General features: G+C 60.8%; 19 protein-coding genes and 2 pseudogenes. 8 read left to right on the top strand and 13 right to left on the bottom strand.

Annotated elements, in window-relative coordinates; all coding sequences use genetic code 11:
* Nucleotides 1-48: 48 nt before the first annotated feature.
* The gene (queG, locus tag M2401_RS16575) at nt 49-1140 is read left to right on the top strand and encodes a tRNA epoxyqueuosine(34) reductase QueG (protein WP_409033931.1); all 1092 of its coding nucleotides are present in this window, start codon (nt 49-51) and stop codon (nt 1138-1140) included.
* A 142-nt stretch (nt 1141-1282) separates the two neighbouring features.
* On the opposite strand, the gene M2401_RS16570 is transcribed toward queG, so the two are convergent.
* Complete coding sequence (locus M2401_RS16570; protein WP_259104448.1) at nt 1283-1894, bottom strand: trimeric intracellular cation channel family protein; 612 nt, start codon at nt 1892-1894, stop codon at nt 1283-1285.
* 13 nt (nt 1895-1907) lie between these two features.
* A complete protein-coding gene (gene orn / locus M2401_RS16565) occupies nt 1908-2441 on the bottom strand; it encodes an oligoribonuclease (protein WP_259104446.1) in 534 nt (177 codons plus the stop codon).
* Between the two features lie 109 nt (nt 2442-2550).
* On the opposite strand from orn, the gene rsgA reads away from it, so the two are divergent.
* Entirely contained in the window at nt 2551-3582 is a 1032-nt protein-coding gene (rsgA, locus tag M2401_RS16560) for a small ribosomal subunit biogenesis GTPase RsgA (RefSeq protein ID WP_259104444.1), read from the top strand.
* 53 nt (nt 3583-3635) lie between these two features.
* Here rsgA and motB read toward each other — a convergent pair whose 3' ends face one another.
* Both motB and motA read right to left on the bottom strand, forming a co-directional pair.
* Nucleotides 3636-4634, bottom strand: coding sequence for a flagellar motor protein MotB (gene motB / locus M2401_RS16555; RefSeq protein WP_259104442.1), 999 nt, complete (start codon nt 4632-4634; stop codon nt 3636-3638).
* A 3-nt stretch (nt 4635-4637) separates the two neighbouring features.
* Nucleotides 4638-5489 (bottom strand): flagellar motor stator protein MotA, encoded by an 852-nt coding sequence (gene motA / locus M2401_RS16550; protein WP_259104441.1) that lies wholly within the window; start codon nt 5487-5489, stop codon nt 4638-4640.
* A gap of 210 nt (nt 5490-5699) precedes the next feature.
* Here motA and M2401_RS16545 point away from each other — a divergent pair, with 210 nt between their 5' ends.
* The 4 genes from M2401_RS16545 to M2401_RS16530 all read left to right on the top strand — a co-directional run bounded on the left by M2401_RS16545 (nt 5700) and on the right by M2401_RS16530 (nt 11059).
* A complete protein-coding gene (locus tag M2401_RS16545) occupies nt 5700-7235 on the top strand; it encodes an HDOD domain-containing protein (RefSeq protein ID WP_259104439.1) in 1536 nt (511 codons plus the stop codon).
* Nucleotides 7236-7288: 53 nt separating this feature from the next.
* A complete protein-coding gene (gene rhdA, locus M2401_RS16540) occupies nt 7289-8104 on the top strand; it encodes a thiosulfate sulfurtransferase (RefSeq protein WP_259104438.1) in 816 nt (271 codons plus the stop codon).
* 44 nt (nt 8105-8148) lie between these two features.
* Entirely contained in the window at nt 8149-9012 is an 864-nt protein-coding gene (asd, locus tag M2401_RS16535; protein WP_259104436.1) for an archaetidylserine decarboxylase, read from the top strand.
* 265 nt (nt 9013-9277) lie between these two features.
* Nucleotides 9278-11059: a molecular chaperone gene (locus tag M2401_RS16530; RefSeq protein WP_259104434.1), complete on the top strand. Its 1782-nt coding sequence runs from the start codon at nt 9278-9280 to the stop codon at nt 11057-11059.
* A 153-nt stretch (nt 11060-11212) separates the two neighbouring features.
* Here the strand turns inward: M2401_RS16530 and serB are convergent, their stop codons facing one another.
* Nucleotides 11213-12427 carry a phosphoserine phosphatase SerB gene (serB, locus tag M2401_RS16525; protein ID WP_259104433.1) on the bottom strand — a complete coding sequence of 405 codons (1215 nt, stop codon included), beginning with the start codon at nt 12425-12427 and terminating at the stop codon, nt 11213-11215.
* A 130-nt stretch (nt 12428-12557) separates the two neighbouring features.
* Here serB and M2401_RS34550 point away from each other — a divergent pair.
* A pseudogene (locus M2401_RS34550) lies at nt 12558-13305 on the top strand (AhpA/YtjB family protein); the annotation flags it as partial.
* A gap of 77 nt (nt 13306-13382) precedes the next feature.
* Nucleotides 13383-14108: pseudogene (locus M2401_RS34545) on the top strand (histidine kinase); the annotation flags it as partial.
* A gap of 306 nt (nt 14109-14414) precedes the next feature.
* Here the strand turns inward: M2401_RS34545 and M2401_RS16515 are convergent.
* The 8 genes from M2401_RS16515 to M2401_RS16480 all read right to left on the bottom strand — a co-directional run bounded on the left by M2401_RS16515 (nt 14415) and on the right by M2401_RS16480 (nt 23574).
* Nucleotides 14415-15107 carry a membrane integrity-associated transporter subunit PqiC gene (locus M2401_RS16515; RefSeq protein ID WP_259104430.1) on the bottom strand — a complete coding sequence of 231 codons (693 nt, stop codon included), beginning with the start codon at nt 15105-15107 and terminating at the stop codon, nt 14415-14417.
* Nucleotides 15108-15289: 182 nt separating this feature from the next.
* Nucleotides 15290-17554 (bottom strand): DNA topoisomerase IV subunit A, encoded by a 2265-nt coding sequence (gene parC, locus M2401_RS16510; RefSeq protein WP_259104428.1) that lies wholly within the window; start codon nt 17552-17554, stop codon nt 15290-15292.
* A gap of 79 nt (nt 17555-17633) precedes the next feature.
* Nucleotides 17634-18617 carry an esterase-like activity of phytase family protein gene (locus M2401_RS16505; protein ID WP_259104427.1) on the bottom strand — a complete coding sequence of 328 codons (984 nt, stop codon included), beginning with the start codon at nt 18615-18617 and terminating at the stop codon, nt 17634-17636.
* A complete protein-coding gene (gene parE / locus M2401_RS16500) occupies nt 18617-20521 on the bottom strand; it encodes a DNA topoisomerase IV subunit B (protein ID WP_259104425.1) in 1905 nt (634 codons plus the stop codon). The genes M2401_RS16505 and parE overlap by 1 nt, the downstream gene beginning before the upstream one ends.
* 28 nt (nt 20522-20549) lie before the next feature.
* Nucleotides 20550-21155, bottom strand: coding sequence for a YqiA/YcfP family alpha/beta fold hydrolase (locus tag M2401_RS16495; protein ID WP_259104423.1), 606 nt, complete (start codon nt 21153-21155; stop codon nt 20550-20552).
* Between the two features lie 107 nt (nt 21156-21262).
* Complete coding sequence (gene cpdA, locus M2401_RS16490; RefSeq protein ID WP_259104422.1) at nt 21263-22072, bottom strand: 3',5'-cyclic-AMP phosphodiesterase; 810 nt, start codon at nt 22070-22072, stop codon at nt 21263-21265.
* A 429-nt stretch (nt 22073-22501) separates the two neighbouring features.
* A complete protein-coding gene (locus M2401_RS16485) occupies nt 22502-22954 on the bottom strand; it encodes a DUF1249 domain-containing protein (RefSeq protein WP_259104420.1) in 453 nt (150 codons plus the stop codon).
* Nucleotides 22945-23574 (bottom strand): NUDIX domain-containing protein, encoded by a 630-nt coding sequence (locus M2401_RS16480; RefSeq protein ID WP_259104419.1) that lies wholly within the window; start codon nt 23572-23574, stop codon nt 22945-22947. Before M2401_RS16480 ends, M2401_RS16485 begins: the two co-directional genes overlap by 10 nt.
* Between the last annotated feature and the right edge of the window lie 144 nt (nt 23575-23718).

Raw genomic sequence — 23718 nt, 5'->3', positions numbered from 1 at the left:
CGATGTCTGGCAGAATTATACGCATCTTGTTATCGGTTTCCCCTCTGCATGTCCGCTATTAATGCCGAACCACTCACACTCAGCGGCGCTGAGCTGGCCACCCTTGCCCAGTCGATCAAGACCTGGGGTCGTGAGCTGGGTTTCCAACAGGTCGGCATCAGCGGCCTGGAGCTGGCTGAGCACGAACAGCACCTGCAACGCTGGCTGGACGCTGGCTACCATGGCGAGATGGACTATATGGCTGCCCATGGCAGCAAACGTTCCCATCCGGATGAATTGGTGCCCGGTACCCTCAGCGTGGTGTCCCTGCGCATGGATTACCTGCCCGGCGACACCGAGATGACTCAGCGCCTGACCGAGCCTGCAAAAGCCTACGTCTCGCGCTACGCACTGGGCCGCGACTATCACAAGCTGATCCGCAAGCGTGTGCAGCAGCTGGCTGAGCGCATCCAGCAGGCCATCGGCCCGTTCGGCTATCGCGCCTTCGTCGACAGCGCGCCAGTACTGGAGAAGGCCATCGCCGAGCAGGCCGGGCTGGGCTGGATTGGCAAGAACACCCTGGTACTCAACCGCAAGGCCGGCAGTTTCTTCTTTTTGGGCGAGCTGTTCGTCGACCTGGCCTTGCCCGTCGACGCCCCTCACACCACCGAACACTGCGGGCGCTGCACCGCCTGCCTGGATATCTGCCCAACGGCGGCCTTTGTCGGCCCCTATGTGCTGGACGCCCGGCGCTGCATTTCCTACCTGACCATCGAGCTCAAGACGGCGATTCCGGAAGAACTGCGTCCTTTAATTGGTAACCGGGTGTTTGGTTGCGACGATTGTCAGATTGTCTGCCCCTGGAACCGCTTCGCCCGCCCCACCGAGCAGAGCGACTTCCAGCCCCGGCACAACCTGGACAATAGTGAACTGGCCCAGCTGTTTATGTGGGACGAGGCGACATTCCTCAGCAATACGGAGGGATCCCCCCTGCGCCGCGCCGGTTATGAACGCTGGCTGCGCAATCTGGCGGTGGGCTTGGGCAATGCGCCATCGACGATTCCGGTCTTGCAGGCGCTGGAGGCGCGACGGGAGTATCCGTCGGAAATGGTACGTGAGCATGTGGAGTGGGCGTTGAGACAACACAACAGCCGCGATTAGGGCTCTATAGGCGCGATTCTGTGGGAGCGAATTCATTCGCGAAGAGGCAGCTGAATTCGACACCTCTTCAGCGACTGGAATACCGCTTTCGCGAATGAATTCGCTCCCACAATTCGCCGCCGCAATATCCGCTCTCGCCTGCTTATTGCTCGTCCTTATAGACAAATTTCGGCATTTCCCAATGATTGCGAATTGCCAATAACCGCAGCAGCAACCCGGCAAACAGAGTGATGAACACGCTCTGCTCCGTCGGCAGCCCCAGATGCTGGCACAGCAGAAAGCACCAGGCGGCAAGGAACGAGACGCTGGCGTACAGCTCGCGACGGAACACCAGAGGGATATCGTTACAGAAGATATCCCGCAGAATCCCGCCAAACACCCCGGTAATCACCCCGCACACCGAAGCCACCAGCAGGCCATGCCCGGTCTCCAGCGCCGTGGTGCAGCCGATCAGGGTAAATGCCACTAACCCCAGGGCGTCCAGCACCAGAAACAGCGAGCGCAGATGACGCATCAGCGGCGCAATGAAGATTGTCAGCAAGGCCGCGACACTGGTCAGGATCAGGTATTCCGGGTGACGCACCCAGGTCAGCGGATAGTGCCCAAGCAGCACATCGCGCACCGAGCCGCCACCCAGGGCCGTCACGCAAGCAATCAGCACCACGCCGAACCAGTCCATGCCGCGCCGTCCGGCGGACAGCGCGCCGGTCATGGCTTCTGCGGTAATCGCGATCAAATAAAGCGTCAGCAGCACGGAGTCAGGCGCCTTACTTGATGAAATGCTCGCGGTAGTAACGCAGCTCGGCGATGGACTCGCGGATATCGTCCAAAGCAAGGTGGGTGCTGCCCTTCTTGAATTTCAGCTCAGGCGACCAGCGGGCAGCCAGTTCCTTGAGCGTCGAGACGTCGAGGTTGCGGTAGTGGAAATAGTTTTCCAAGGTCCGCATGTGGCGGTACAGGAAGCGGCGATCCTGGCAAATGCTGTTGCCGCAGATCGGCGAGCTGCGCTCCGGCACCCATTGCTGGATGAACGCCAGGGTCTGCGCCTCGGCCTCAGCCATGCTGATGGTGCTCTCGCGCACGCGCTGGGTCAGACCCGAGCCGCCGTGCTGGCGGGTGTTCCACTCATCCATACCGGCGAGGGTTTCATCGCTCTGGTGCACGGCGATCACCGGGCCTTCGGCCAGGGTATTGAGTTCGCTGTCGGTGATGATGGTGGCCATTTCGATAATGACATCGGTGTCCGGATCCAGACCGGTCATTTCCAGATCGATCCAAATCAGGTTCTGCTTGTTCTGCATGTGTCGGCTCCTCAACGTAGGCGCGCAGTTTAGCTCACCCCGGCGTGGTAGACTCCAGCCCGTTTTACCGGCATCACCCAATTAGCTGTTTTATCGACTCGGAACACCCATGGCCAAACGCCAACTCAATCGTCGCCAAAACTGGCGCATCGAAAAAATCCAGGGCGAACGCGCTGCCCGCGCCGCCAAACGCGAGTCCCATACACTGGAGACTCTGGAAGGTGGCGATCTCGGCCCCGAGCAGACGGGCCTGGTCATCGCCCACTTCGGCGTCCAGGTGGAAGTCGAGGCCCAGGAAGGCGAGCTGCAAGGCCAGGTCTTCCGCTGCCACCTGCGGGCCAACCTGCCTGCGCTGGTGACCGGCGACCGCGTCGTCTGGCGCGCGGGCAACCAGGGCATCGGCGTGATCGTCGCGCAACTGCCACGGGGCACCGAGCTGTGCCGTCCGGACAGCCGCGGCCAGCTCAAGCCGGTGGCCGCCAACGTCGATCTGATCGTGATTGTCTTTGCGCCCATGCCTGAGCCCCACGCCAACCTCATCGACCGCTATCTGGTGGCCGCCGAGCACGCCGGGATTCGTCCCTTGCTGCTGCTGAACAAGGCCGACCTGATCGACGAACAGAACGCCCCGGCGCTCAATGCGCTGCTGGCGGTCTATCGGCAACTGGGTTATCCGGTGCTGGAAGTGTCGGCGCATCAGGGCGATGGCATGCAACAGTTGCAAGCCCAGCTCGATGGCCATATCAGCGTGTTCGTCGGGCAGTCGGGGGTCGGCAAATCGTCCCTGGTCAACAGTCTGCTGCCGGAAGTCGAAACCCGTGTCGGGCCGCTGTCCGAGCTGTCTGGTCAGGGCACCCACACCACGACCACGGCGCGGCTGTTCCACTTCCCCCGAGGTGGCGACCTGATCGACTCACCGGGTATCCGCGAGTTCGGTCTCGGCCACGTCAGCCGTCATGATGTCGAAGCCGGTTTTATCGAATTCAACGACTTGATCGGCACTTGCCGCTTCCGCGACTGCAAGCACGACCGCGAGCCCGGTTGCGCCCTGCTCAAGGCTCTGGAAGACGGCCGCGTCCAGCAGCAGCGCATGAACAGCTATCGCTCGATCATCGCCAGCCTGCCGGAGTCCAGCTATTGAGCTGATTCGCGTGCCATAAAAAAACGCCCCGAGGGGCGTTTTTTCATGTCCGCTTACTTGACCTTGGTCGGGTCATCCTCGAACAGGTTGAGCTTCTCGCGCAGCTCGTGGGGTTGCGCCCCGGCCTGTGGGTCCGGCGGCGCCGGTGCCGCACTTGCACCCGGCGCAGAACCGGCCGGCTTGGCCTGCGGAGAAGTTTCCCCGCCAAGGCTGCCTTCGATGCGCTGCTGGGCCTTCTTGGTCAGCACAATGATATCGATACGACGGTTGACCGGATTCAGCGGATGCTCGCGATCGAACAGCGCCGACGAGGCGAAACCGACGACCCGCGCAACCTGAGGCTCAGGATAGCCACCCGCCACCAGCGCCCGACGCGCCGCGTTGGCCCGGTTGGCCGACAACTCCCAGTTGCCATAATCGCCATTGCCCACATAAGGCTTGGCATCGGTATGGCCGCTGACGCTGATCTTGTTCGGCACCGCTTTGATGGTGTCAGCCATGGCCAGCAGGATGTCTTCGAAATACGGCTTCAGGCGCGCGCTGCCCAGGTCGAACATCGGCCGGTTATCGGCGTCGGTAATCTGGATACGCAAGCCATCAGTGGTGATATCGAAGAGAATCTGGTCCTTGAACTTCTGCAGTTGCGGGTTCTCGTTGACCTTGTTCTGCAATTCCTGCAGCAGCAATTTCAGACGTTCCTGCTCCAGCGCCTCGGCCTTGGCTTCAGCGGTCTCCGACTCAATCGGCACGTTATCCGGGGTCGGTGTGGACTTGATCTCGGGGTTCAGGGTCTGGTCAGGGGACATTTCCGGCGAACCGCCCAGGTCGATGACGTAGGGCGAGCCGCTGTCGGAGAAACCGACCGGGTCCTTGAAATAACCGGCAATGGCGATCAACTGCTCGGGTGTGGCCGAGGACATCAGCCACAACACGAGGAAGAACGCCATCATCGCCGTTGCAAAGTCGGCGAAGGCGATTTTCCATGCACCGCCGTGGTGCCCGCCCCCGAAGCGCTTGACGCGCTTGATGATTATCGGCTGATTATTTTCCATAAATCAGCGACCGCGAACCGCTTGCTCCAGCTCGCTGAAGCTGGGCCGATGCGCGGGATAAAGAACCTTGCGACCAAACTCCACAGCCAGCGAAGGCGGCATGCCGGAAGCCGAAGCCACCAGGGAAGCCTTGATCGCCTCATAGACGTTCACTTCTTCCTTGGCATCGTGGGCCAGGCAGTTGGCCAGCGGACCGAAGAAGCCGTACGCCGCGAGAATACCGAAGAATGTACCCACCAGTGCCGCACCTACGTGCATACCGATGGCTGCCTTGTCGCCCGAACCCAGGGACGCCATGGTCACCACAATACCCAGTACCGCCGCAACGATACCGAAACCGGGCATACCGTCGGCAATGCCGGTAATGGCATGGGAAGGATGCTCAAGCTCCTCCTTCATGCTCAGCAATTCCATGTCGAACAGACCTTCCAGCTCGTGGGGGGCCATGTTTCCCGAGGACATGATGCGCAGGTAATCGCACATGTACGCCGTCATGCGCTCGTCTTTCAGCACACCAGGGTATTTGGCAAAAATCGGGCTGGCCGCAGCATCTTCGATGTCCGCTTCGATGGCCATCATGCCTTCGCGTCGGCTCTTGTTGAGGATCTCGTAGACCAGGCCGAGTACCTCAAGATAAAACGCGTGAGTGAAGCGGTTGCTGAACATTTTCAGCGACTTCTTGATCACGAGCTTGGTCATATGGCCGGGGTTGGCCTGGAGAAATGCGCCGAACGCCGCACCGCCGATGATCAGGACTTCAAAGGGCTGGACCAATGCTGCGATTGCGCCGTGGGACAGGACGTAGCCGCCGAGCACACTCGCGAAAACCACAATAATGCCGATTATTTTAGCCATAGGTAGAGGGTACTTACTGAGTCGGGTTCAGGGACATATGCGGAAGTTCGTGAAACTCTTCTTCTACTTATCGGCCTAACTGGGCCAGACTATAGCCAGTTAAGGCGAAAAGCCAGTTCGGTCCTCGGCCCAAAGCTCAGGCAACACAGTCGGGGCCAGTAAATCCAACCGTCAGATTGCTCAAAAAAACTCGTCAAACAGGCCTCCTGCATGCCGTCAGAAACCTCGCATTCGACAGACGTTCCGAACAACCTCACTGCCTGGGTCAAGCACCTGGATAGCCTTGCGCTACCCGTGCCTGCGGCCAATCATAAGAAGGTACAGGGTGCGCTGAATGACAGTCGGCGGTCACTGCGCGACATTGCCGACATGATGCAGGATAGCCCCGCGCTGGTGCTAAGCGTCATGCGCGAAGCCAACCACCACACCACCGGCACGACCGAGCCGGCAGAAAGCCTTGAGATCGCCATCAACCGCCTGGGCCTGGCGCGCACCGAAGTGCTGCTCAACCGCCTGCCGTCGGTGGAGATCGCCGATATCCCGGTGGCCTTCCTGCAACTGCAACTGATCAGCCAGCACGCCACACAACAGGCCAATGGCCTGTTCGCCAGCCGGCTGGCGCGCTTGTGGCAGGACATTCACCTGGGCGCCCTGCTGTTCCTGGCACCGCTCTGGCCCATGGCCCTGGCCCACCCGAAGCTGCTGGAAGACTGGGAACTGCGGGTTATCCACAAGGGCGAACCGGCCCGCAAGGTAGAAAAAGAACTGTTTGGCGTCGCCCTGCTCGACCTGTGCCTGACCCTGGCCGAAACCTGGCGCCTGCCGCTGTGGGTGACCCAGGGCTATCGACTGCTGATCAGCGAGCGTCGGGAACTGGTCAAGGCGCTGCGCATTGCTCGGGAAAACGACGATCCCTTGCAGCAACAACAGTTGATGGACGCCGATCCCAACCTGCGCCGCTGGTTCAACCAGCCGGCCAACACCGTCCTGCTCGGCAACGGCCTGGCGCTGTCGGCGCAACAGGCATGGAACAGCCCGCACTGCATGCGCTGGGAATTGCTCACTTGCCTGTATCTGCAACAGCCCCTGGACGAGACCCAGCAACAAGTCCACCAGAACGCCGCCAGCAGCGCCCGCCAGCATGCAGCTCCCGGCCTGTGGCATCCGGCCGAAGCGCTGATCTGGCCGTGGGACACCCGCCGCGTGCACCGTGGCCTGCTGCCCGCGCCGCCGCCGTCCGCCGATGCGTTGCAGCACTGGCGCCAACTGTGCGCCGAACTGCTGCTCGAGCCGAGCCGCTTCACCAACGCCATGCACCTGACCATCTGTGCCCGCGACGCCCTCAAGGCCTGCGGCATGCAGCGCGTGTTGCTCTTGATGATGGAAAAGACCGGTACCAGTCTGCGCGTGCATCAGTTTGCCGGGCTGCCCAAGGAAGTCGGCGGCACCGTGCTGCATATAAAGGAAAGTACCGTGCTGCAGCGCTTACTGGCGCAGCCCACGCAATTGCGCCTGACGCCCACCAACCAGGCGCAGTTCTCGGCGCTGTTGCCCGGCTCCCTGAAAGCGCTGTTCAACGGCAACCACTGGCTGATCAAGTCCGTGGCCAATAACGGCAAAGTCATCATGTTGATCGTCGCCGATCAGGGCGGCGGGCCGTTCTCGGAAATCAGCGTACAGGCCTTTGGCAAGACCACTCAGTGCATCGAACGCGCCCTGGCCAGCTTTACCAATCGCAAGAGTTGATATCTGAGGGCTTGGTGTACAATTCGCCTCTTTTCGATGATCTGGAGGCACCCATGTCAGTCTTCTCCAGCTTGCCGTTGGTAATCGAACCCAGCGACTTGCAGCCACATCTGCACGCCCCCGAGCTGATTCTGGTAGACCTGACCAGCAGCGCCCGCTATGCCGCCGGCCATCTGCCAGGGGCGCGTTTCGTCGATCCCAAACGTACGCAATTGGGCCAGCCGCCAGCTCCCGGCCTGCTGCCGTCCTTGGCGCAGTTGCAGGAACTGTTCGGCGAACTGGGCCATAACCCGGATGCGGTCTACGTGGTCTATGACGACGAAGGCGGCGGCTGGGCCGGGCGTTTCATCTGGATGCTGGACGTCATCGGCCACAGCAAATACCACTATCTGGACGGCGGCCTGCTGGCCTGGCAGGCCCAGGATCTGCCCCTGAGCAGCGAAACTCCGGCGCCCGGCGGCGGCCCGGTTGCCCTGACCCTGCACGACGAACCGACCGCCACCCGCGAGTACCTGCAGTCGCGCCTGGGCGCCGCCGACCTGGCGATCTGGGACGCCCGCGGGCCAACCGAGTATTCCGGCGAGAAAGTCCTCGCAGCCAAGGGTGGCCACATTCCCGGCGCGGTCAATTTCGAATGGACCGCCGGCATGGATCAGGCGCGCAACTTGCGTATCCGCAAAGACATGCCGCAAATTCTGCAACAACTGGGCATCACGCCTGACAAAGAAGTCATCACCCACTGCCAGACTCATCACCGCTCCGGCTTCACTTATCTGGTGGCGAAGGCACTGGGCTACCCGCGCGTCAAAGGCTATGCGGGCTCATGGGGCGAATGGGGCAACCACCCCGATACTCCAGTCGAGAAGTAACCCGGACACACCGAATTCACTGCGAATACGCTCTAGGAAATTTGATGAAACAAAATTTGTTTATTTTCTTCCAGTACGTCCTGCCCCATCACCTGCTGTCACGGCTGGCGGGCTGTATTGCCGAGTGCCGCGTGCGCTGGTTCAAGAATGCCTTTACCAGCTGGTTTGCCCAGCGCTATCAGGTGGACATGTCCCAGGCCCTGGTCGAAGACCTCACCGCCTACGAGCACTTCAATGACTTTTTCACCCGCGCCCTGAAGCCTGGCGCGCGGCCGCTGGACCAGACGCCCGGCGCAATCCTGTCGCCCGCCGACGGCGCCATCAGCCAGCTGGGCAGCATCGACCAGGGCCGTATCTTCCAGGCCAAGGGCCACAGCTTCAGCGCCCTGGAACTGCTCGGTGGCGATGCCGCACTGGCTGCGCCGTTCATGGGCGGCGAATTCGCCACGGTTTACCTGTCGCCCAAGGACTACCACCGGGTGCACATGCCGGTGGCCGGGACGCTGCGGGAAATGGTCTACGTGCCGGGCCGCCTGTTCTCGGTCAACCAGACCACCGCCGAAAACGTTCCCGAACTGTTCGCCCGTAATGAACGCGTCGCCTGTCTGTTCGATACCGAGCATGGGCCGATGGCGGTGGTGCTGGTCGGCGCGATGATCGTGGCCTCGATTGAAACTGTCTGGGCCGGCCTGGTTACGCCACCCAAGCGCGAACTGAAAAGCGTGCGCTACGACGAAGCCGCTCGCGCGCCCATTCATCTGGAAAAAGGCGCAGAACTGGGCCGCTTCAAACTGGGTTCCACCGCCATCGTATTGTTCGGCCCGAACCAGGTCAGTTGGCTGAACGAATTGTCGGCGGGCGCGCCTGTGCAAATGGGTCAGGCGCTGGCATCATCGAAACTGGCTTGAGGCCAGTCAGTCTGAATGCGAATGGGTGATCCATAAGATGCTCACCCTTCCCTGCCTGGACAGCTCGAAACAAGGACGCGACCGTAGTAAAAGCCTTACCCATGCTGCGGTCTAACACCGACAATGCTAAAGTGACATCATCGGTGTAGTAGGACACTTTGCTTTTAATTGACGTAGACTCCATCGACTCGCTCATGGAAATGCTATTAATCGGTTGATTGAAGCCGCCGTTCGGGCCTGTAAGCAGTTGGAGTTTGCCTGTCACATGAGTAATTTGAGCCTCCCTATGTTGCTGCGTGTTCCTACGCCAACGCAGTCGAGCCTATCGTTCTGTGAAGCCATACCCCGCGACTTGAAGCGCTGGATCTCCACGCTGCCCAAAGCAAACCTCGGCGAAACCGCTCGTCAGCTCTATCAGGGCCTGAGCGAACTCAACCAGTTGATGACCTCCAGCGAAAACCGCCTGCAACTGCTCGAGTTGCTGCGCCCGGAAGTGTATTTCGTCTGCAAGCACCTGGAACGTCACTTCCTCAATCAAGCCATCGTCCTCGACGAGCGACCACGCAAGGTCGCCAACCTCTGCCAGGCCCTGCAAAACCACCTTGCCATTGGCTACAAGCAGATCATCGAGCGGCTATCGCCGAACTTCAATAAAGAGCTGGCCCCGGCCCTGACCACAGCCATGCAGCGCGCGCTGCACTGCCTCAACGGCCCGCTGATCCGCGCCAGCCAGCTCTACTGTCCGGTGCAGGACGGCCTTTGGCTGGAAATGCACCAGATCTACCAGATCGCCCGGCAGAACCAGCTGCAGAACACCCCGGTCAGCGACAGCCTGGCCAGCCATACCCGCACCCTCAGCATCGAGCAGACCTACATCGTCGCGCTGCTGCTGGGCTGCTCGCGCTGCAACCAGATGCGCCAGATCAACATCGGTCGCCTGGCTGATGTACTTGAACCCTGGAGCGCCATGGTCAAGCTGCAATCGCCGGCTGATGGCGAAAGCCTGTTTGCGCTGTCGCCGAAAGCCGACAAGCCGCCCCTGTACAAATCGCTGTTCCCCGACGAGCAGTGGCCGGAGCTGCTGGGCCTCAACCCGCTGACGCTGGCGGCGACCATCAATCAGTACCTTGAACTACCGGCCGAACAACGCTCGCAGTCACCGCTGCTGGTCCCACCGGGATTCTCCACCGACCTGCTGCAACATGTGGCGGCCGCCTGGGGCGATGTCGCCGAACGCACTTTCCAGCGCACGCCGGGCCAGGGCACGCTGAATGTCTGCATCGGCATGAGCGCCCTGCATTACAACGTCGGCGGGCAGAAGTCCTTCAGCGACATGCTGCAAGTGCCTACAGCAGGCAAGGCGGCCGAATTCAAGCTGGAATTAATGGATCACGACGACGATCCCTGGTCGAGCGCCTTCGATACCCAGCGCGGCAATACCTCTCAGGTGCTGCTGCCCTACGAAGAAATCCAGTACCACCAGAACGACGCCGAAGGCAGCGAAGCCGCGGCCAACGCTCAGCAAAGCTTTCAGAACTTTGATCTGCATATCGTCAACCACAGCCCTGGCGGCTACTGCCTGGCGTGGCCAAAAGACGTACCGGACCAATTGCAGGCCGGTGAGCTGATCGGGATTCAGGATGACACGGCGCAAGGCTGGAGCGTTGCCGTGGTGCGCTGGGTGCGCCAAGTGCGCAGTGGTGGCACTCAGATGGGTGTCGAGCTGATCGCACCCTTTGCTCAGCCGTGCGGCCTGCAACTGGTACGCGAAGGCCAGAACAGCCAGTACCTGCGCGCCCTGCTACTGCCGGAAGTGCGCGCCATCGGCCAACCGGCGACGATCCTCGCGCCCTGCCTGCCTTTCCAGGAAGGCAACCATGTGATGATCAATATCGCCGGCGAAGAACGCCGCGGTGCCCTGCAACATCGTCGCGCAGGCAGTGGCAGTTACAACCAGTTCGAATACCAGACCTTCGATGCGCCCAAGTCAGCGCGCAACGATAGTGGTCCGGGACAGGAATTCGATTCGTTGTGGACGTCGCTCTAAACCTGTACTAAATGCCACTCCCTCACGCAGCGTGAGAGGGAGGCTTGCCCGCGAAAGCAATATTTCAGACGAGAAAATGCGGGGAATGTACCGACTCCTTCGCGGGCAAGCCTCGCTCCAACGAGCCAAGGCCAGCCACGCGATTAACCAATATCAGACCCGCCCTTCGCGATCGCGGAACCCCAGCAGATAAAGAATCCCGTCCAGGCCCAGGGTCGAGATCGCCTGCTTGGCCGACTGCTTGACCAGTGGTTTGGCACGGAATGCCACGCCCAAACCGGCAATCGCCAGCATCGGCAGGTCGTTGGCACCGTCGCCCACGGCAATGGTCTGTTCCAGGCTCAGGCCTTCCTTGAGCGCCAATTCCCGCAGCAGGTCAGCCTTGCGCTTGGCGTCGACGATCGGCTCAATGGCCACGCCCGTGCACTTGCCATCCACCACTTCCAGCTCATTGGCGAACACGTAGTCGATCCCAAGCTTGGCCTGCAGCTGCTTGGCGAAGTAGGTGAAGCCGCCGGACAGAATGGCAGTCTTGTAGCCCAGGCGCTTGAGTTCGGCGAACAGCGTCTCGGCACCTTCAGTCAGGCGCAGTTGCGCGCCGATTTCGTCGAGTACACTGACGTCCAGGCCCTTAAGCAGCGCCAGACGCTCCTTGAAGCTGGCACGGAAATCCAGCTCGCCACGCATGGCGCGCTCGGTAATCTCCGAGACCCGCTCGCCCACACCAGCAGCCTTGGCCAACTCGTCGATGACCTCGGCTTCGATCAGGGTCGAGTCCATGTCGAATACCGCCAGGCGACGGTTGCGACGGAACAGCGAATCCTGCTGGAAGGCGATATCGACATTGAGTTCCTGAGCCACGCTGAGGAATTCCGCCTGCATGGCCTTGGCATCATCCGGCTCGCCGCGCACGGAAAACTCGATGCAGCCCTTGCCCTTGTCGGCCGGAGTATCCAGAGGCATACGCCCGGACAGGCGATCGATCTGGTCGATATTCAGACCGTACTTGGCGGTGATCGAGCTGACGCGCTGCAATTGCTCGGCAGTCACTTTGCGGGTCAGCAGGGTGACGATATGCCGGGCCTTGCCCTGCCCGTCGACCCATTGCTGATAGTCCTCTTCGGACACCGCCGTGAACCGCACCTGCTGATCGAGCTTATAGGCGGTGAACAGAATGTCCTTGAGCACCGAAGACCCCTGCTCGGTGCCCGGAATTTCAACCAGGATGCCGAACGACAAGGTGTCGTGAATCACTGCCTGACCAATATCGAGAATGTTCACGCCACCCTGGGCAAGCACCCCGGTGATGGCTGCGGTGAGACCGGGACGGTCCTCACCTGTGATGTTAATCAGGACAATTTCGCGCAAGGCGCACCCCCGCAGTGGAAAAAAACCGCATTCTACCCACTTTCAGTGACCATCGGGCACAGGCAGCGCTTTGCCGCTACTGGGTCGCTCGCTATACTGCGCGGCAACTTCTCCAAGAGAGCCGTGCTCTGTGAACCGGCCCACGCCCGTCAAAACCGATAACTTCTTCCTGCTGATCTTCCGTGCGTTGCGCCACCGTCGAGTGCCGATCGCATTGCGTATCGCCAGCCATAACGTCTTCCTCGTCGCGCTGGCGCTGGTGATCTATGCCGGTGTCATGGGGCTGCAGTTCAAGCAGGCCATGCATGAGCAAGCTGACGCCCTGGGACAGGCCCTGACTACACAGACTGCCACTTCGGCGACTGAACTGCTGGTGTCCAACGACATCCTCAGCCTCAACGTGCTGCTGGGCAACCTGGTGAAAAACCCGCTGGTGGCCCACGCCGCGATCTATAGCGTGGACAACCGCATCCTCGCCGAAGCCGGACAGCGCCCGAAAAGCGGCCTGCTGGGCGAAAGCGAGGGGCTGTACGAGATCAAGATCACCTTCCAGGACGTGATCGCCGGGCATCTGCGCATCAGCCTGGACATGAGTCAGTTCCAGCAGCCGATGACCATCAGCCTGCAAAGCATGGGCATCCTCGCCGGTATCCTGCTGGCGTTGGCTCTGGCCCTGAGCCTGCGTCTGGGTCGGCACATCTCCACACCGCTGCTGCAACTGCGTCTGTGGCTGCGCGATATCGACCCCTATACACCGGCCACTGACCGCCAGGATGAAATCGGTGATCTGGCCCGGCAACTGCGCACCTCCTTCGCACCGCCTGCCCCGGAGCCCGTGCCTGAGCCGGAACCCGAGTACGAGGAAGAAGAGGACGATCACTTCGGCCACGCCGATGAGCACGACGAACCGGCCTTTGAAGTCCGTGACCTGCGCGACCCCGGCTTCGATGAAGCGCCGACGCCGCGCCCGGTACAAAAGCCTCTGGTGCCGCGCGCCCTGGTCGCCGACGAAGATGAAGACGACGATCACGATCCGTTTGCCGATCTGCGCGATCACTCAGCGCCGGTCGTACAGTCGCAGCGCACCGCCGTGGTCGACACCCAGCCACGTCACAGCGCCGTACTGGCCGTGCAACTGGGCGCTCAGGATCAGCTGCGTCGCCTGCCACGGGCACGCCTGACCGATTTGCTGCAACGCTACCGCGACTGCATCGACCAGGCCGCGTCGTTGTATGACAGCGAACTGCATACCCTGAACGACGGCAGCACCCTGATGCTGTTCCACAGCCAGGACAGCGGCGATGACTATCTGACCAACGCCATCTGCTGCGGCGAGCTGTTGCGGGCCCTGAGCCATGCGTTGCAGATTGAAGTCGCTGACAGCGGCATCACCTTGCAACTGCAACTGGGCCTTACTCTGGGCGATGGTCTGCCCGGTCTCAGCCAGATCGACCTGCTGCTGACCGAAACCGCCCAGGATGCCCTGGCCCTGTCGCAACACAGCCGCAACCTGCTGCTGGTCGAGCGCAAGATCAGCGACGACAGCCTGATCCGCCAGCGTGCCCGCATCCGCCCCATCGCCAGCCCCGAAGGCGCTTGCTGCGTCGAACGCCTGATGGAGCCCTACCCGTCCATGCTGGAACGGCAACTGGCGCGCATGCACGAAGCACGCAAGGCCTGATACTCCCCGCCTGCCAAGCCCCCAAACAAAAACACCCTGCCGAGGCAGGGTGTTTTTGTTTGGGGGCTTTATATCTATTCAGCGCTCTGCGTTGCATCCGAGTCTGTGCTATTTCACGACAAATGGTGATCCGTGGGAGCGAATTCATTCGCGAAAGCGGGGTTCCAGGGGACGAAGATGCGTCGAATGTACTGGCCTCTTCGCGAATGAATTCGCTCCCACAGATTTGCTCCCTGCCTCGGCTCGGCGTCATAGACGGGGCGGGATCTCCCACGGGACAGGCATTCAGTCGCGGCCTGAAATCTGTTAGAACCTGAACACTTCCAGATCAGTACGAATCGGCGAGGCAATCGGCATCTTTGGCTTCTCAGGCTCTTTGGCCTTGGCTACCGGCGGTTTCTTCGGCTCTTCCACCGGCTGCCAGGCAATTGGCTTGACCGCCGCGCTGACCTGATCGGCCAGGCGCTGCAAGAGAATGCCCTGGGCCTTCACCTGGGAGGCAGAAGTACCGTTGTGGTTTTCCTGCAGGTGCACAAGACGGCTGTCGCGAACCTGGCCCTTGCGGTCCAGCAGGCGCCATTGGGCGTCGAGGATAGCGGGCTGTTGTGCGCCGGAGTCCAGGCGAGTGATGGACAGGACAACCTGCACATCCGGGGTGAAATTGGCGACAGCAGGGGCCATGACCACCCGCTGGCTGTCCAGCTTCCACGACAGTTGTCGCAGCAGCAATTGATCGATGTCCGAAGACAGGCTACCCGCCCAGCGACCATCCGGCGAAGCCGTCAGGCTGCCATCGGGCTGGCGTTGCAGCAGGGTTTCGCGTTGCAGGTAGTCAGCGATGGCAACAGGGCCCAGCACTACGGCCAGCCCTGTATTTTTCGGTTGACCGGGATCGCCACTGTCGAGCTGATAAAGGGCGGTCGGTTGATGCATGCTGCAACCTGCAAGACCCAGAACGCTGGTCAGCAGCATGAGAAGAGGAAGGCGTAAAAGTTTCATCGTCCCGTCCAGATAGCTATTAAAATGCCATCATCGTGTATAAATACTGAATAAAAAACATACAGGCACTCAGCCATTGAAGTGCCGCATCACGTCATATCATCCGTGAATATGCGTCGTGACTCCAGCGATTAAGCACCGATCTTCGTAGGAAAACGAAGACCGATAGCTCTAATCTGCAATTATCCGGCGATTTCCACCAAGAGCGCGTCAACGCGCTGGAAGCCTCGGGGCAGTTTATTGCCGCGCCGACCGCGTTCGCCCTTGTAATGTTCCAGATCGTCAGGCTTGAGCGACAGCGTTCGCTTGCCCGCCTGCAGAACCAGGGTCGCGCCATCAGGAATCACCGCCAGATCGGTGACGTACTCTTCACGAGTGGCCACGCGTTCGCCGGGGATGCCAATGATCTTGTTGCCCTTGCCCTTACCCAACTGCGGCAAGTCACTGATCTTGAATACCAGCAGACGACCTTCGGTGGTCACCGCGGCCAGCCAGTTCTGCTCGCGGTCAGCCACGGGACGCGGCAGGATAACCCTGGCACCGTTCGGCAGGCTCAACAACGCCTTGCCGGCCTTGTTCTTGGCTTGCAGATCCTCGCCCTTGACCACAAAGCCATAACCCGCGTCGGAAGCGATCACATACAGCGCGTCGTCGTCCGGCAGCAGCACGCATTCGAAGGTGGCGCCCGGCGGTGGTTGCAGCTTGCCAGTTAACGGCTCGCCCTGGCCCCGTGCCGATGGTAGGGTGTGGGCCGCCAGGGAATAGCTGCGCCCGGTGGAGTCGATAAACACCGCAAACTGGTTGGAACGCCCCATTGCTGCAGTCTTGTAGCCATCACCGGCCTTGTAGGACAGCCCGGTCGCGTCGATATCGTGGCCTTTGGCCGAGCGAACCCAGCCTTTTTCCGACAGCACGACGGTCACTTTCTCGTTAGGCAGCAGGTCATGTTCCGTCATGGCCTTGGCTTCAGCACGCTCAACGATAGGCGAACGGCGATCATCACCATAAGTCTCGGCGTCCTTGATCAGTTCGGTGCGCACCAGCTTCTTGAGCTTGGCTTCGCTGCCCAGCAGAGCCATCAGTTTGGCCCGCTCTTTGTTCAGCTCGTCCTGCTCATTGCGCAGCTTCATCTCTTCGAGACGGGCCAATTGGCGCAAGCGGGTATCGAGGATGTAGTCGGCCTGAATTTCGCTCAGCTCGAAACGCTCAATCAGGCGGGCACGCGGATGCTCCTCAGTGCGGATGATATGGATCACTTCATCCAGGTTGAGGTAGGCAATCAGCAAGCCGTCCAACAGGTGCAGGCGACGCTCGACCTTATCGAGGCGGAATTGAAGGCGGCGACGCACGGTCAGCACGCGGAATTCCAGCCATTCGACCAACAATGCACGCAGATTTTTCAGCTGCGGCTTGCCGTCCAGGCCAATGATATTGATGTTGACCCGGTAGCTGGACTCCAGATCAGTCGTGGCAAACAGGTGCTGCATCAGCGCTTCGTGATCAACCCGGCTGTTTACCGGAATGATCACAATGCGGCATGGGTTCTCGTGGTCAGACTCGTCGCGCAGGTCGGCCACCTGCGGCGCCTTGGACGGTTTGGCCTGCATCAGCGCGGCAATCTGCTCAAGCACCTTGGCGCCCGACACCTGGTGCGGCAGCGAGGTGACGATGATGTCGCCATCTTCAACGTGGTACACGGCACGCATGCGCACCGAGCCCTTGCCGGTTTCGTACATCTTCAGCAGATCGGCACGCGGGGTGATGATCTCCGCTTCGGTCGGATAGTCCGGGCCCTGGATATGCTCAACCAGCTGCTCGACCGTAGCCTTGGGCTCGTCGAGCAGGCGCACACAGGCGGTGGCCACTTCGCGCAGGTTGTGCGGCGGCACGTCAGTGGCCATACCCACGGCGATACCGGTGGTGCCGTTGAGCAGGATATTGGGCAGGCGCGCAGGCAATACCGCTGGCTCATCAAGCGTGCCGTCGAAGTTGGGCACCCAATCCGCCGTACCTTGCCCCAGCTCGCTGAGCAGCACTTCGGAATAGCGCGACAGGCGCGCCTCGGTGTAACGCATGGCGGCGAAGGACTTCGGATCATCCGGCGCACCCCAGTTACCCTGGCCGTCGACCAGTGTGTAGCGATAGCTGAACGGCTGCGCCATCAGCACCATGGCTTCATAGCAGGCCGAGTCGCCGTGGGGGTGGAACTTGCCGAGCACGTCGCCGACGGTACGCGCCGATTTCTTGTGCTTGGAGTCAGCGTCCAGGCCCAGCTCGCTCATGGCGTAGATGATGCGGCGCTGCACCGGCTTGAGGCCGTCGCCGATATGCGGCAAGGCCCGGTCCATGATCACGTACATGGAGTAGTTGAGGTAGGCCTGTTCGGTGAAGTCAGACAGTGAACGGCGTTCTACACCATCCAGGCTGAGGTCAAGGGAGTCGCTCATGCGGGCCTCATCAGTAGGTATTCGGGCGTGGCAGGCTGCTGCCGCGCCGGGTCTGTTCGATTGGTTTCAAACGGGCTCATCAACGCGCATCCCAGCCATCGGTGGGGGCAGCGAAGCGCCAGACGATCGGGCGTTTCTCGCCATCGGCGCGGGCACCGAAATTATTGTCGATGCCGATCCAGGCCCCCTTGTCGTCGATCACCAGAGCCTCGGTCAGGCCGTAAGGCTGATCGTAAAGACGCATGGGCTGCAGGGCTTCGTCAGCGAATGACCAGCAGCGCTCGATCACACCGGTTTGCAGTGTGCGGCGACAGATGCGATAGGTTGCCCGTTCCAGCGTGAACAGTTTGTCGTGGTAGAGCATCAGGTCGGAATAATCCTGGGACACCTGCTTGCCGCCCAACTGCTTGGGCAGTTGAGTCTTGTCAGTATCCGTATTCAGCACGCAACTGCCATCACAGTGCCAGCCGCTTGCGTCATGCTGTATCGCCAGGAGGCCGCGCTCTTCGCGCTCCGCCGCCAGCCACAGGTGGTCGCCCGCTGCGTTGGTGGCGATGCCTTCGAAGATTGCATTGAAATGCTGCAGCATGCCCTTGGCCCGGGCCTCTTCTACCAGTGTTTTTGGCAGATCAAGCCACTGCGGCGCGCCATCCACCGGCACTTTGAGCACCGTGGCGTAGCCTTCGCTGACCAGATAGCGATTGCCCTTGGCATCACAGCTCACGCCTTCGAAGTCCATCGCCCCGCCACGCACATAGGACGAAGCCTTGGTCATGGAGCGCAAAGTCAGGGGCAGGCCGCTGTCCGGCACCTCTGGAATATCCAGATGATGGGCAACGGCCTTCCACACAGGCTTGCTCATATCGAGGCTATAGAGCACCTCGTCGTCGCGATCGGAGACCGTCCACATGCTGCCGTTGCAGTAAGTCAGGCCCGACAGGTTGCCGCCGGGCATGTCGTCGACGGCATGCTCGGACAGCAGCTTGAGCTCTTCCTGAACCACCATCGGCACCGCGAACACCGGGGCCATGACGACCAGCAACGCTGCCAGCCAGACTCGCATCAAGCCAGGACCTCGGCCAGGTTGCCCTTGGATTCGAGCCAGCTCTTGCGATCCGGCGCGCGCTTCTTGGCCAACAGCATGTCCATCATTTCCGAGGTCTGCTCGATATCTTCCAGGGTCAACTGGACCAGACGCCGGGTGTTCGGGTCCATGGTGGTCTCGCGCAGTTGCGGCGGGTTCATTTCACCCAGACCTTTGAATCGCGTGACCTGAGGTTTCCCGCGCTTCTTCTCTGCCACCAGACGATCAAGAATGCCATCACGCTCGGCTTCGTCCAGAGCGTAATAAATGTCCTTGCCCAGGTCGATGCGATAGAGCGGCGGCATCGCCACGTATACGTGACCGGCCAGGACCAGCGGGCGGAAATGCTGGACGAACAGCGCGCAGAGCAAGGTGGCGATGTGCAGACCATCGGAGTCGGCGTCGGCGAGGATGCAGATTTTGCCGTAGCGCAGCTGGCTGACGTCCTCGGCCCCCGGATCGACGCCGATGGCCACGGCGATGTTATGCACTTCCTGACTAGCCAGCACTTCACCGCCGTCAACTTCCCAGGTGTTCAGAATCTTGCCGCGCAACGGCAGGATGGCCTGGAATTCCTTGTCCCGCGCTTGCTTGGCGGAACCACCGGCGGAGTCACCCTCGACCAGAAACAGCTCGGCACGCATCGGGTCCTGCCCGGCGCAGTCAGCCAGCTTACCGGGCAGTGCCGGGCCCTGGGTGATGCGCTTGCGTTCGACCTTCTTGCTGGCCTTGAGACGCCGACCGGCGTTGTTGATCGCCAGTTCGGCCAGTTGCATGCCCAGCTCGGCATTGGCATTGAGCCACAGGCTGAAAGCGTCCTTGACCACCCCGGAAACAAAGGCCGCCGCCTCGCGAGACGACAGGCGTTCCTTGGTCTGGCCGGAGAACTGAGGCTCCTGCATCTTCATCGACAGAACGAAAGCAATGCGCTCCCAGACGTCTTCCGGCGCCAGCTTGACCCCGCGCGGCAGCAGATTGCGGAATTCGCAGAACTCGCGCATGGCATCAAGCAGGCCCTGGCGCAGGCCGTTGACGTGAGTCCCGCCCTGGGCCGTGGGAATCAGGTTGACGTAGCTTTCCTGCAGGCTGTCGCCGCCCTCTGGCAGCCACAGCAGCGCCCAGTCGACGGCTTCTTTATTACCGGCGAAGGAGCCGCAGAACGGCTCGTCCGGCAGACGCAGAAAATCGGTTACCGAATCCTGCAAGTAGGAGCGCAGGCCGTCTTCGTAATGCCACTCGACCTTCTCGCCGCTGGCCTTGTCTTCGAAGCTGACCAGCAGCCCCGGGCACAGCACAGCCTTGGCCTTGAGCACATGCTTGAGGCGGCTGACGGAGAACTTCGGTGAATCGAAATATTTGGGATCCGGAGCGAAATACACGCTGGTGCCGGTATTGCGCTTGCCGACCGTGCCGATCACCGCCAGCTCAGAGGCCTTGTAGCCGTCGGCAAAGCTCATTTCGTATTCGTTGCCATCGCGTTTGACCCGGACCCGGACCAGGGTCGAGAGCGCGTTGACCACGGAAATCCCCACGCCGTGCAGGCCGCCGGAGAACTGGTAGTTCTTGTTGGAGAACTTGCCGCCCGCGTGCAGCTTGGTCAGGATCAGTTCGACCCCGGACACACCCTCTTCCGGGTGGATATCCACAGGCATGCCGCGACCGTCGTCAGACACTTCCAGCGAGTTATCGGCATGCAGGATGACCTGCACCGACCTGGCATGACCGGCCAGGGCTTCGTCGACACTGTTGTCGATGACTTCCTGGGCCAGGTGGTTGGGCCGCGAGGTATCGGTATACATGCCCGGACGTTTGCGTACCGGGTCGAGGCCCGAGAGGACTTCGATGGCGTCGGCGTTATAAGAGCTAGCGCTGGGATTGGCCATGGGGTCTCGTCATCAATGGTTCGTGAAATTACAGGGCGTCATTTTCAGTGGCCGGGGCAAACCCGGCAAAACTCAACACGGCAGGCAACTGCTCGGCAAACCCTTGGTAGCTATGATCGCCACCGGCCTGGATGCGCAGGGCACAGGCCCGGTAAAAGGCTTCGGCGCGCCGGTAATCCAGAGTTTCGTCGCCGGTCTGCAGCCATAACTGAGTGCGCTGCGGATCCTGCGGAGCCGGTACTTCCAGCTCGGCCAAGGCCTTTACGTGGTCGAGGGTCAGTTCCCAACGCTCACCGGTATAGAGGTTTTCCTGGGGGCCAAGAAAGCCATCGAATAACTGGTGAGGATTGACCGCCGGATTGATCAACAGCGCCTTGAGGCCGTGGCGACGGGCCAAGTGAGTCGCATAGTAGCCGCCGAGCGAGCTGCCGACCAGCAGTGGCCGCCCCAGTTCTTCGATTGCGGCGTCAAGTTGGGCGATGGCCTGACGGGGATGATGGTGCAGTTCCGGGACCCGCAACTGTTCAGCCAACCCCCGGGCCTGCATCAAGGCCGTGAGCTGAGTGGCTTTTTTCGACAGGGCCGAGCTGTTCAGGCCATGGATATACAACAGGGTGGGGGTTTCGCCGGTCACGCCATGCACTCCCGAATTGTTCTGTGTTTGCGCAAAACCACGCAGTTTACAGGGACTCAGGGAGCAAGACTGCCTTTAATACGTTTCCAATAGATGTTGGTGCGGCGTCAGTAACCTTCCCCCCCCAAATCCACCTCAAACGCAAAGCCGGTCACCCGGGAAATCCCGGTCTCCAGCCGTCCGTCGTCATGCAGACGCAACCAACGATAGCCGGGTGGCAGGTCATCGAGTTGAAAGTCCTCGCTGCCCGGCGCGAACTGGATGCAGGTCGAAGGCGATGCCAGCAGGCGTACGCCTTCGCGCACCTGATCGAACATCTGGTGAATATGCCCCCACAGCACCGCCCGGACCTGAGGGAAACGACCCAGCACGGCAAACAGCGCTTCAGGATTGCGCAGGCCGATGGGCTCCATCCAGGCGCAATCAATAGACACAGGGTGATGATGCAGGCAAATCAAGTGATGACGCTGCGGCGCCTCGCTCAAGGCCTGGGCCAGAAGTTGCAACTGAGCATCCTGCAGATAGCCGGGCACCGAACCCGGCACTGCGGAATCCAGCAGGGTGATGCGCCATTGCCCAATATCGATCACCGGCTCAAGAAAGTCGCTTTGCTGTGCAGCTTCGGCCATCTGCGGCAATTCGTCGTGATTGCCCGGCAACCAGCGGACCGGCGCGGCAATCTGCGCGCTCAATTGGCGAAATGCCTGGTACGACTCGACGCTACCGTCCTGGGACAAATCTCCAGTGGCCAGTATCAGATCAACAACAGGTTGTTCGGCCAACACCGACTCAATGACTTTTTCCAGGCTCTGCCGGGTATTCATGCCCAGCAAGCGCCCGTCCGCCTCGGCGAACAGGTGGCTGTCGGACAGTTGGACCAACAGAACTGAAGTGTCTTTAGCGGATGCGCTCGACAATGGCCGTCTCCCAGGGCGATATGCAACGATTATGGTTGCAAGGCCCTGGCACGGCAAACCCAGGAATGAGCGTCAGGTCTCAGTTGTTTACTCTGCATAGAGAATTAATGTGGGAGCGAATTCATTGGCTCTGTCTGCGTTAAGTGTTGCGTACGAGGTATCGCGGATTTCGTGGGAGCGGATTTATCCGCGAAGAAGTCTGCACGATCATGACCTTTTCGCGGATGAATCCGCTCCCACAACATCTGAGCCTGATTCGAGAATGATGGCGCTGCAACTGACTGAATCCATTCGATAAATCACTAGCTGCAACATCTAACGCAGACAGAGCCAATTCATTCGCGAAAGCAGTATTCGAGAGGTATTGCCCTCAATGCCATCTTCGCGAATGAATTCGCTCCCACAATGGACAACGCAGACCACCGACGATCAACGCACCGCCTCAAACTCATGCCCGCACGCCAGGCAATGGCTCAGCCATTCGCCGAGGAACAGATTCAACTGGGCCTTTTCGTCTGGCTGGTGCATGTCGGCGTTGGGGTACGGATAGATGCCACGGAAGCGCCGGGCGTGCTCGGCGCCGATGACTTCGGCCATGCGCGCGTCGTGGTAGACCTGCACTTCCAGTTGCGGCACCGGCAGCCACGGCAGGCTGTGTTCCTGACGGACTTGCAGGGTGGTGGTGTAGGGGCAGTCGAGCAGCACTTCGACGGCCAGCACGCCGAGCATCTGGTCACCCTGGGTAACGGCCACGCGGCGTGAGCGCTGTTCGTTGCGCATGTCCGGCAACAGACGCATCAGACGTGCGTAGTTGGCCTCGCAGGCAGCCTGCAGGCCAGCGAGATCGACACGGTAGCGTTCACGCAAGAGATTCACGACCATAGCCCCCTGACTTCAGTACGGTTCAACGCCAGCCATTGCAAGGCAATGATCGTGGCCGCATTGCATATTCGTCCGTCGCGCACGGCTTGCAGGGCATCGTCCAGTGCCCACACCGTCACGCGAATATCCTCGGCTTCTGCTTCCAGCCCGTGCAGGCCCCCAACCTCGGTTTCGCCACGAGTTTCGCAGCGGCCCAGGTACAGATGCACAAACTCGTCACTGCCGCCCGGCGAAGGAAAATATTTGGTAATCGGCCACAAGGTTTGCAGCGTAAGACCAGCTTCCTCCTCTGCTTCGCGGCGAGCAACTTCTTCAGGCGGCTCGCCGTTTTTATCGATCAGGCCGGCCACCAGCTCGACCATCCACGGGTTGGCAGCCTTGTCCAGGGCACCGACGCGGAACTGTTCGATCAGCACCACTTCGTCATGGCGGGCGTCGTAGGGCAGCACGCAGACGGCGTCGTGGCGCACGAACAGTTCGCGGTTGATTTCCCGGCTCATGCCACCGGCAAACAGCTCGTGGCGCAGGACCAGGCGATCCAGCTTGTAGAAGCCCTTGAAGCAGTTGTCACGCTGGCTGATCTCAACCTTGGTCGGGGTCGAACGGGTGCTGTCATTCATAGGGTTTCTCACTGCGGCGATCGTAGACTTCGCGCCATCCTAACGCGCATCGGCCTCAGTATGCAGCCCCCTGCCATTACACGGACTGGACGCCGGGGCCACAAAAGAACTCTAATCCGCCGGACGGCGAACCGATCAGCGGAT

The sequence above is a fragment of the Pseudomonas sp. JUb42 genome, from assembly GCF_024807945.1.
Taxonomy (GTDB): domain Bacteria; phylum Pseudomonadota; class Gammaproteobacteria; order Pseudomonadales; family Pseudomonadaceae; genus Aquipseudomonas.
Note: the sequence above shows the minus strand (reverse complement) of the source record. Positions and strands in the feature narration are given on the sequence as shown.